The following is a 712-nucleotide window of genomic DNA, read 5'->3' as shown; positions in this document are numbered from 1 at the left end:
ATCCCCACCCATTCCCGCCCCCCCACCCACGCGTACGAGAGGAATCGACCCATGACCGCGGCCGACACCCCCATCAACCTCACCCGCGCCGCCCACGTCGGCATCTCCGTCTCCGACCTGGACGCCTCCATCGCCTTCTACCGCGCCCTCACCGGCAACGACCCGGTCGTCGCCGACGAGACCATGCACAGCGTCCCCTTCGGCCGCTCGCAGGGCCTGCCGACCGCCAAGCTCCGGTACGCCACCATCAACCTGGACAACAACCTCGGCATCGACCTGATCCAGTTCCAGGACCCGATCGGCGAACCCACCCGCGGCGCCGCCAACCGCCCCGGCTCCATGCACCTCTGCTTCAAGGTCGACGACCTCGACGCCGTCCACCGCCGCATGAAGGACGCCGGCTACGACTTCCTCGGCGACACCTACACCTTCCTCCCCGGCGAGGTCACCCCGGACGCCGCCCTCGGCACCAAGGTCGCCTACTTCAACGACCCCGACGGCACCAACCTGGAAATCATCGAACCCCGGGGCGGCTTCGCCAACTGAAGCCCCTCAACCGGAAGCAACCGGAAGCCCCAGCTGGAGCCCCCCGGCACCGGACGTCGCAACGCCAGGGGCGCGGGGAACCGCAGCACGGCCGACCACTCCCCCGCGCCCCGCGCGCCCCGGCACCCCCACCCGACGCCCGTCCCACCCGGCACCCCCCCCCCCC

The 712-nt window shown here is 71.5% G+C and carries 1 protein-coding gene; it reads left to right on the top strand.

Going from position 1 to position 712, the window contains the following annotated elements; all coding sequences use genetic code 11:
- Window positions 1–51 precede the first annotated feature (51 nt).
- Window positions 52–546, top strand: a complete 495-nt coding sequence (locus IH44_RS0140040; protein WP_051818362.1) for a VOC family protein — start codon at window positions 52–54, stop codon at window positions 544–546.
- Window positions 547–712: the final 166 nt, after the last annotated feature.

This window comes from Kitasatospora sp. NRRL B-11411, from assembly GCF_000721345.1.
Classification (GTDB): domain Bacteria; phylum Actinomycetota; class Actinomycetes; order Streptomycetales; family Streptomycetaceae; genus Kitasatospora; species Kitasatospora cineracea.
This window is presented reverse-complemented; position numbering and strand designations above follow the sequence as displayed.